The organism is Pseudonocardia sp. EV170527-09 (assembly GCF_008369905.1).
Classification (GTDB): Bacteria; Actinomycetota; Actinomycetes; order Mycobacteriales; family Pseudonocardiaceae; genus Pseudonocardia.
In genome coordinates, this window is the sequence record NZ_VRMC01000444.1 from 1 (window position 1) to 276 (window position 276).

Consider the following 276-nt stretch of genomic DNA (forward strand, 5'->3'; position numbering starts at 1 on the left):
GCCGAGCTTCCTCGATCTGCTTGGTCCCCGCGAGGGACGCAAATGGTCGAAGCTCTCGGCGGTGCTCGGCCTGACCCTTGCGGTGACGGCGGTGATCGCGGCCGAGACCGCGCTCGGCTTCGTGTTCGATCCTCGCTACCGCGACTTCCCCTATGCCTCGCTGACGATGGCGGTGGTGCCGTTCGCACTGTTGATGCTGAACCGGCCGCAGATCGGCGTGCGCCCGATCGCCGAAGCGGTGTTCGCAGGCCTGCTGGCGCTGTCCGCAGTCTATGT

Annotated in this window: 1 protein-coding gene; it reads left to right on the forward strand. The window is 67.0% G+C overall.

The features are described from left to right. Nucleotides 1–276, forward strand: a 276-nt coding sequence (locus FVA95_RS29750) for a hypothetical protein (protein WP_205016067.1), incomplete at both ends; no start/stop codon positions are given.